Raw genomic sequence first — 8,149 nt, 5'->3', positions numbered from 1 at the left:
GCCGGCGGTGACCGACGCCCAGTCGGTGCCGGTGCCGATCTGGACGGGGGAGGTCCGGTTGGTGGTGTCGCCGGTGCCGAGCTGCCCGTAGCCGTTCCGGCCCCAGGCCCACAGGGTGCCGTCGGTGCGGATGGCGACCGTGTGGGAGTCGCCGGCGGTGACCGACGCCCAGTCGGTGCCGGTGCCGATCTGGACGGGGGAGGTCTGGTCGGTGGTGTCGCCGGTGCCGAGCTGCCCGTCGCCGTTGTAGCCCCAGGCCCACAGGGTGCCGCTGGTGGGTGGGGTGTCGTCATCGCGGATGGTGACCGTGGCGGTGGCGGCGCCGATGGTCAGCCCGGGGCTGGGGGACGTGAGGGTGACGGTGACGGTCTCGTCGGCTTCGGGGGTGGTGTCGGGCAGCACACCGACGGACACGGCTTTGGTGGTCTGGCCGGGTTTGAAGGTGACGGTCTTGGTGTAGGCCTTCTTGAAGTCCGCCCCGGTGGTGGCGGTGCCGGCGGCGACGGTGGCGACCACGTCGAGCGGGCCGGGGGCGGGTTCGGACAGGGTGACGGCCACCGCCACGTTGTTGGTGGTGGTGGGGGTGCGGGCGGTGTCGCCTTCGACGATGGTGGTGTCGGCGACCGACACGACCGGGCCGCCGGGACCGGGGTCGTCGTCGACGATGGTGCCCACGCCGGTGGTGTCGCCGAGGGTGATGCCGCCGGTGGCGCCGGTGAGGGTGACGGTGAAGGTCTCGTCGCCTTCGACGGTGGTGTCGCCGGTGATCTTCACGGCGATGGCGCCGGCGGTCTTGGTCTCGCCGGTGATGTTCGGCGTGAACTTGAGAGTGCCGGTGCGCAGCACCAGGTCCGTGCCGTCCGCGCTGCCGGCGGTCACCGCGAACGCGACGGTGGACGCGGTGGTGGCGGGGTTGGTGAGGGTGACGGGCACCTTGACGACCCGGGTGCCGGTGTCGCCTTCGACGACCGACACGTCCCCGACCGAGGCCACCGCCGGTCCCGACGCCTGCGCCGGGGATCCGGGGGCGAGCGCCGCCAGGCCGGCCACGAGCAGGGCGGTGAGCGCCAGGGCGACCCGCCGGGTGGCGCGGGAGCGCCGGGGGTGTGGGTGGTCGTGCGGTGCGGTCATGGCCCGCCTCCCCTCTCTCCGGATCCGCCGCGTGGCGAGCCGAGCAAATGATTCGTAACAAAACTACACAGTGCTCCCACCCGGGGATCAACCCCCCGAACGCGTCACTGCCGGGCCGACGCCCCCCGGCCCGGCACGGCGAGCGCGTCGAGGGCGACCGCGCCCCGTCCCTTCGGGCGCACCAGGAGCGGGTTGAGGTCGAGCTCGACGAGCTCGCCGTCGAGGTCGAGGGCGAGGCGCTGCACCCGCAGCACCACGTCCACGAGCGCGCCCACGTCGGCGGGGGGTCGGCCCCGTGCCCCGGCCAGCAGCGGGAACCCCCGCAGCTCGGTGAGCATCCGGCGGGCCTCGTCACGCCCGAACGGGGGCACCCGGAAGGCCACGTCGCGCAGCACCTCGACGAACACGCCGCCGAGGCCGACCATGACCACGGGCCCGAACAGGGGGTCGGGGGCGACGCCCACGACGGTCTCGACGCCGTCGGTGACCTGCTCCGCGACGAGCACCCCGTCGAGCGCGAGCCCGGCGTCCGTGGCGGCCTCGGTGATCGCCCGGTGGGCGGCGCGCACCTCGGCGGCCGAGCCCAACCCGACCCGGACCAGGCCGAGGTCGGACTTGTGGGCGAGGGTCGGCCCGCAGGCCTTGAGCACCACCGGGAACCCGATCGACCGGGCCCCCCGGGCGGCCTCGGCGGCGGTGCCGGCCAGCACCTCCCGGGGGGTGGGGATGCCGTAGGCGGCCAGGATCGCCTTGGCGTCGCGCTCCGACCTCATGGCCAAGGCGATCTTCGGTGCGGCGGCCGAGGACTCGGAGGGTCGCCTCGGGGAGGGCTGAACGGGCAGGCCCGACCCCTGACGGGCCTCGGCCGCACGCATCGCCGGCCGGGACCTGCGGCCGATGAGCAGGCGCCCCGCCCGGTGGTGCGCGGCTCGGCGGGTGTGGCCGGTCTGCCACGATCCGCGGTCCCCTTCCGGGTCGACGGCCACGCCCAGCGTTGGGCCCTGTCATGGCCGCCCGACCTGACCCCGGTGCGCGTGCGACCGCCCTCGACCCCTCGGTGCTCGAGGCCGTCCTGGACGCGATCGGAGATCTCGTCGTGGTGGTGGAACCCGCCGGCCGGACCGTCCACCTCAACCGGGCCGCCCGCGCCGCGCTGGGACCGGTACCCGGCGACGATCCGGCTACCGCGGTGGCGGCGTCGCTGTTCAGCCCTGGATCGTGGCGGATGCTCGAGACCGAGGCGATCCCGGCAGCCGTGCGGGGGGAGGTGTGGCAGGGCGGCTGGAGGTCCGGGTGACCGGTGGCCGGGGCGAGGTGCCGGTGCCGGCGGCGGTGCTGTTCCTCGACGTGGACCGCTTCCAGGTGGTCAACGACAGCGGGTGCTGACCGAGGCGTGCCCGGCTGGTCGCCGCCGTGCCCTCCGACGCCGGGGGTGGATCGGGCCCGCCGGTGTTCGTGAACCTGTCGGCGCGGCAGCTCGCGGATCCGGGCCTGGTGCCGATGGTGCGCGAGGTGATCGACCTCACCGGGGTGGAGCCGGCGCGGGTGCACCTCGAGCTCACCGAGGAAGCGCTGCTCGTCAACGCCGAGGCCACCACCTCGACGCTGGCCGCGCTGCGCGCTCTCGGGGTGCGCCTCGCGCTGGATGACTTCGGTACCGGGCACTCGTCGCTGGCGTACCTGAAGCACTTCCCGGTGGAGGTGCTCAAGATCGACCGGGTGTTCGTGGAGGGCCTCGACGACGACGCCGCGGACCGGGCCATCACCGGGGCGATCGTGGAGGTGGCCCGGGTGCTCGGGCTGGCCACGGTGGCCGAGGGGGTGGAGCGGGCCGAGCAGGTGGAGGCCCTCGCCGCCTTGGGGTGCGAGCTCGCCCAGGGCTTCCACCTCGCCCGCCCCATGGGGGCCGCCGACCTGCTCGACCGGCTCGGCCGGGTCCGCGGCTGACGGGGGTTTCTTCCGTCAGCCGCGGGGACCTGCTCGGGGGCCTTGCGGCGCCGACGGGCTCGTCGGGGCGGTCCCCTCGCCCGTCCCGTCGAGCCGGCGGGCGAGGGGACCGGGGTCAGGAGCTGACGTCACACGGTGCGGACAGCGACCGTGTGGAGGTAGCTGGTGGTGACCGACGCCCAGTCGGTGCCGGTGCCGATCTGGACGGGGGAGGCGTGGCTCGTGTAGTCGCCAGTGCCGAGCTGCCCGTCGCTGTTGTAGCCCCAGGCCCACAGGGTGCCGTCGGTGCGGATGGCGACCGTGTGGGAGTAGCCGGCGGTGACCGACGCCCAGTCGGTGCCGGTGCCGATCTGGACGGGGGAGGTCCGGTTGGTGGTGTCGCCGGTGCCGAGCTGCCCGAAGAGGTTCCAGCCCCAGGCCCACAGGGTGCCGTCGGTGCGGACAGCGACCGTGTGGTAGTAGCCGGCGGTGACCGACGCCCAGTCGGTGCCGGTGCCGATCTGGACGGGGGAGGTCCGGTTGGTGGTGTCGCCGGTGCCGAGCTGCCCGTAGCCGTTCCGGCCCCAGGCCCACAGGGTGCCGTCGGTGCGGATGGCGACCGTGTGGGAGTCGCCGGCGGTGACCGACGCCCAGTCGGTGCCGGTGCCGATCTGGACGGGGGAGGTCTGGTCGGTGGTGTCGCCGGTGCCGAGCTGCCCGTCGCCGTTGTAGCCCCAGGCCCACAGGGTGCCGCTGGTGGGTGGGGTGTCGTCATCGCGGATGGTGACCGTGGCGGTGGCGGCGCCGATGGTCAGCCCGGGGCTGGGGGACGTGAGGGTGACGGTGACGGTCTCGTCGGCTTCGGGGGTGGTGTCGGGCAGCACACCGACGGACACGGCTTTGGTGGTCTGGCCGGGTTTGAAGGTGACGGTCTTGGTGTAGGCCTTCTTGAAGTCCGCCCCGGTGGTGGCGGTGCCGGCGGCGACGGTGGCGACCACGTCGAGCGGGCCGGGGGCGGGTTCGGACAGGGTGACGGCCACCGCCACGTTGTTGGTGGTGGTGGGGGTGCGGGCGGTGTCGCCTTCGACGATGGTGGTGTCGGCGACCGACACGACCGGACCGCCGGGACCGGGGTCGTCGTCGACGATGGTGCCCACGCCGGTGGTGTCGCCGAGGGTGATGCCGCCGGTGGCGCCGGTGAGGGTGACGGTGAAGGTCTCGTCGCCCTCGACGGTGGTGTCGCCGGTGATCTTCACGGCGATGGCGCCAGCGGTCTTGGTCTCGCCGGTGATGTTCGGCGTGAACTTGAGAGTGCCGGTGCGCAGCACCAGGTCCGTGCCGTCCGCGCTGCCGGCGGTCACCGCGAACGCGACGGTGGACGCGGTGGTGGCGGGGTTGGTGAGGGTGACAGGCACCTTGACGACCCGGGTGCCGGTGTCACCTTCGACGACCGACACGTCCCCGACCGAAGCCACCGCCGGTCCCGACGCCTGCGCCGGGGATCCGGGGGCGAGCGCCGCCAGGCCGGCCACGAGCAGGGCGGTGAGCGCCAGGGCGACCCGTCGGGTGGCGCGGGAGCGCCGGGGGTGTGGGTGGTCGTGCGGTGCGGTCATGGCCCGCCTCCCTCTCTCCTCTCTCCGGATCCGCCGCGTGGCGAGCTGAGCAAATGATTCGTAACAAAACTACACAGTGCTCCCACCCGGGGATCAACCCCCCGAACGCGTCACTGCCGGGCGGACGCCCCCCGGCCCGGCACGGCGAGCGCGTCGAGGGCGACCGCGCCCCGTCCCTTCGGGCGCACCAGGAGCGGGTTGAGGTCGAGCTCGACGAGCTCGCCGTCGAGGTCGAGGGCGAGGGGGCCGTGGTGCTCGTGCTCGGGGGGCTTCTGGTGGCAGGCATGGCGGTGCCTGCCACCAGCGCTCACGCTGACGCACCTGCAGCAGCGATCGTCGGCGGATCGGTGACCTGGGGCGTGCGTAGCTCGTTCCGCTCCTACCTCACCGGTCCGATCGCGCACGGCTCGATCGACGCGGGGGACGGCACGAGCGTCGACGGGGCAGGCGTGGGGACCTTCCCTGTCGTAGGCGGGTCGATCAGGGCCGCTGGCTCGCACGAGATCCATGGGGCGGGCTGGTTGCGATTCCGGGGGCACGACGGCCAACTGGAGCTGCGTCTGTCCGAGCCCAGGGTCGTGATCTCGAGCACCCGGGGCGAGTTGATCGTCGACGTCACGAGCCGATCGTTGGCCGGTGGAGCACCGGCGAGTGTCGACGACGTGGTGTTCGCCACGCTGGACCTCTCGTCGGTGGTGCCGGTCGCTGAGGGCCAGCTCCGTCGCTGGACCGCCATCCCAGCGACTCTGACCGAAGAGGGCGCGAGCGCGTTCTCCGGCTTCTACCCGGCGGGTACCCCACTCGACCCGGTAAGCGTGGAGGCTGTGGTCGAGTCCCGCTCGGGTGAGCAGCCACCGCCACCGCCTCCCGGTGGGGGCGGCGAGGACCCGCCTCCACCGCCGCCGGATGCCAACGGTGGTGAAGGTGGGTCGGCTCCGATCGACGGGCCGGGCGGGAGCCGTAGCGCGCTCGGCCCGAACGGGCAGCAACTGACGGTGATGCCGGCTCGAGGGCTCGACCCCGCAGGGGCGACGATACGGGTCGAGGGCGCAGGCTACGACCCATCTGTGGGCGTCTACCTGGCCATGTGCGTGGACCAGGGCCCAGCGCTACCACCGGGTCCCTGCTTCGGAGGCGCGGACACCTCAGGCGAGAGCCGGTCAACGGTGTGGTTTTCGGACAGGCCACCGCCTTATGCGGCCCTACGCGACGAGGCTGGGATGGCGGGGTCGGAGTCTCGTGACGGTGTGAGTCTCGCGCAGGGGGTTGGCGACGCCGGCGAGCAGGATGCGGAGCCGGTAGTTGTTGGCGTTGCGGAACCCTCGCCCGGAGCGTTTGACCTGCTTGATGAGCAGGTTGGCTGCTTCGACCGGCCCGTTGGATGCGCCGGTGTGGTGGTGGGCGAGGATCTCGGTGCGCCACCGTCGCAGGGTCTTGACGAGGCGGCGCAGTTCGGGGCCGGCTTCGGGTTCGGTGCACCAGGCGATGGTGTCGTCGGATAGTTCGGCGGCTAAGTGTGAGTTGTCGGTGGCGTACACAGCTCGGATCTTCTCCTTGGCGACCCAGCAGTCGGTGACGTGCCCGTCGGGGTCACCGGCGCGCAGCGCCGTGTGGAGGCGATCCCAGCCGGGCTCGTCGACTCGTTCGGCGCCGAGCAGCAACAGCTTGCGGATGTCATAAAGCGGGTCGCCCTTCCATCCGCGGTGCTCGAGGGTCTCTTGCTGGACGCGTTGACGACAGCGGGTGACCGGCGTGTTGGCCAGGCGCACCACGTGGAAGGGATCGACCACGAGGGGACGTCCCGAGGGGTGGTGTAGGAGGGTGAGGGTCCACCACTGGGGTGGGTCACCGGCGTGATCTTCGAGGTGTTCCTGCTGGGATCACAACGAAGGAGACACGCCGGTGACCCTGACCGATCATGACCTGTCCGAACTGCTCGCCGCGCGCAAGGCCGGCGAGGTGACCGGCACGATCCGCGCGTCGCTGGAGTGGATCCTCCAGCAGCTCATCGAGGTCGAAGCGACTGCGTTCATCGGTGCGGCGCCGTTCGAGCGGACCGAGACGCGCACCGCCCAGCGCAACGGGCGTCGCCCGAGGCTGCTGTCGACACCTGCCGGTGATGTCGAGCTGGAGATCCCCAAGCTCCGCCAGGGCAGCTTCTTGCCGAGCCTGCTCGAGCGCCGCCGGCGCATCGACCGGGCGCTCTATGCCGTGGTGATGGAGGCCTACGTGCATGGTGTCAGCACCCGCAAGGTCGACGACCTGGTGAAGGCGCTCGGTGTCGGCAGCGGGATCTCCAAGAGCGAGGTCAGCCGCATCTGCTCGCAGCTCGACCGGGACCTCGAGGCGTTCCGGGACCGGCCGCTGGATCACACCGAGTTCGTCTACGTGTTCCTCGACGCCACCTACGTCAAGGGCCGCGTCGGCGGCCGGGTGGTGTCGCGGGCCGTGGTGATAGCCACCAGCGTGACCGCAACCGGCGACCGGGAAGTGCTCGGCATCGACGTCGGTGACAGCGAAGATGGCGCCTTGTGGACGGCGTTCCTGAAGGGCCTGCGCGCCCGAGGCCTCACCGGCGTGCAGCTCGTGATCAGCGACCACCACCTCGGCCTCAAGTCCGCCATCGGCGCGATGCTCGTCGGCGCCGCCTGGCAACGCTGCCGCGTCCATTTCATGCGCAACGTCTTGTCCCGCGTCCCGAAGGCATCCGCTGAGATGGTCGCTGCCGCCATCCGCACCGTGTTCGCCCAGCCCGACGCCGCCCATGCCCGCAGCCAGCTCGACGAGGTCGCCCGCATGCTCGCCGCCAAGTTCCCCGACGTCGCCGCCATGCTCCGCGACGCCGCCGAGGACCTCCTCGCCTTCACCGGCTTCCCCGTCGCGCACCGCCGCAAGATCCGGTCGACCAACCCCCTCGAGCGGATCAACGGCGAGATCAAGCGACGCACCAACGTCGTGGGCATCTTCCCCAACGACGCCACCGTCGTCCAGCTCGTCACCGCCGTGCTCGTCGAGACCCACGACGAATGCGCCGTCGCCGAACGCCGCCACCTCAGCGAACAGTCCATGGCCAAGACCGGCAAACCCGTCCCCACCATCGAAGAGGCACCCCTCACCATCACCGCATAACACACTGACCGACGCCGTCGACGATCACGAAGGCGCCCACCTACACCACCCCGCAGGGCACGATCGAGCCCGCGGGGCACGATCGAGCCGGGTGGCGTCCCAGGTTTGGTGTAGCAGCGGCTGGGGTGCAGGCTCCGATGGTCGTGTTGCGCGGCGGGTGTGACGGCTTGGCCGGACTGGTCGTCGATGGTGTCGGCGGAGCTGTCGAGCTGATGGCGGAGCTCGGTGAGGTGGCGGGTGATGGCGGGTGTGTAGGTGAGGCCGCGCCAGCCGCGTGAGGCACGGTCGAGCACGGCCCACACGAGCGACAGGCACGATGCCTCGCCGGGGAGCCGGCCGATGACCTTGAC

7 protein-coding genes and 3 pseudogenes are annotated in these 8,149 nt (G+C 72.2%); 4 read left to right on the top strand and 6 right to left on the bottom strand.

Going from position 1 to position 8,149, the window contains the following annotated elements; translation table 11 throughout:
- The coding region (locus HZF19_RS15910; RefSeq protein ID WP_307781260.1) for a Calx-beta domain-containing protein at positions 1-1,131 on the bottom strand (1,131 nt) is incomplete at its 3' end.
- Positions 1,132-1,235: 104 nt separating this feature from the next.
- A pseudogene (locus tag HZF19_RS15905) lies at positions 1,236-1,970 on the bottom strand (acetate--CoA ligase family protein); the annotation flags it as partial.
- Between the two features lie 167 nt (positions 1,971-2,137).
- On the opposite strand from HZF19_RS15905, the gene HZF19_RS15900 reads away from it, so the two are divergent.
- Together HZF19_RS15900 and HZF19_RS15895 are read left to right on the top strand one after the other, a co-directional pair.
- Positions 2,138-2,428, top strand: coding sequence for a hypothetical protein (locus HZF19_RS15900; RefSeq protein WP_208029782.1), 291 nt, complete (start codon positions 2,138-2,140; stop codon positions 2,426-2,428).
- A gap of 116 nt (positions 2,429-2,544) precedes the next feature.
- On the top strand, positions 2,545-3,078 hold the full coding sequence (locus HZF19_RS15895; protein WP_208029781.1) for an EAL domain-containing protein: 534 nt from the start codon (positions 2,545-2,547) through the stop codon (positions 3,076-3,078).
- Positions 3,079-3,206: 128 nt separating this feature from the next.
- On the opposite strand, the gene HZF19_RS15890 is transcribed toward HZF19_RS15895, so the two are convergent.
- Entirely contained in the window at positions 3,207-4,670 is a 1,464-nt protein-coding gene (locus HZF19_RS15890) for an RCC1 domain-containing protein (protein WP_208029780.1), read from the bottom strand.
- A gap of 110 nt (positions 4,671-4,780) precedes the next feature.
- Positions 4,781-4,981 (bottom strand): hypothetical protein, encoded by a 201-nt coding sequence (locus HZF19_RS15885; RefSeq protein ID WP_208029779.1) that lies wholly within the window; start codon positions 4,979-4,981, stop codon positions 4,781-4,783.
- On the opposite strand from HZF19_RS15885, the pseudogene HZF19_RS17545 reads away from it, so the two are divergent.
- Positions 4,955-5,476, top strand: a pseudogene (locus HZF19_RS17545) (HtaA domain-containing protein); the annotation flags it as partial. The gene HZF19_RS15885 and the pseudogene HZF19_RS17545 sit on opposite strands and share 27 nt — an antisense overlap.
- Positions 5,477-5,872: 396 nt before the next feature.
- On the opposite strand, the gene HZF19_RS16675 reads toward HZF19_RS17545, so the two are convergent.
- On the bottom strand, positions 5,873-6,460 hold the full coding sequence (locus HZF19_RS16675) for a transposase (RefSeq protein ID WP_307781259.1): 588 nt from the start codon (positions 6,458-6,460) through the stop codon (positions 5,873-5,875).
- Positions 6,461-6,578: 118 nt separating this feature from the next.
- Between HZF19_RS16675 and HZF19_RS15875 the strand changes: the two genes are divergently transcribed.
- Positions 6,579-7,799, top strand: a complete 1,221-nt coding sequence (locus HZF19_RS15875) for an IS256 family transposase (RefSeq protein ID WP_372443477.1) — start codon at positions 6,579-6,581, stop codon at positions 7,797-7,799.
- Between the two features lie 206 nt (positions 7,800-8,005).
- Here the strand turns inward: HZF19_RS15875 and HZF19_RS17595 are convergent.
- A pseudogene (locus HZF19_RS17595) lies at positions 8,006-8,149 on the bottom strand (IS256 family transposase); the annotation flags it as partial.

This window comes from Rhabdothermincola sediminis (assembly GCF_014805525.1).
Taxonomy (GTDB): Bacteria; Actinomycetota; Acidimicrobiia; order Acidimicrobiales; family Acidimicrobilacustridaceae; genus Rhabdothermincola; species Rhabdothermincola sediminis.
This window is presented reverse-complemented; position numbering and strand designations above follow the sequence as displayed.

What these genes read in the sequence shown, in the direction of transcription:
- HZF19_RS15900 (WP_208029782.1), top strand. Translation starts at nt 2,138, where the DNA reads ATGGCCGCCCGACCTGACCCCGGTGCGCGTGCGACCGCCCTCGACCCC.
- HZF19_RS15890 (WP_208029780.1), bottom strand. Translation starts at nt 4,670, where the DNA reads ATGACCGCACCGCACGACCACCCACACCCCCGGCGCTCCCGCGCCACC.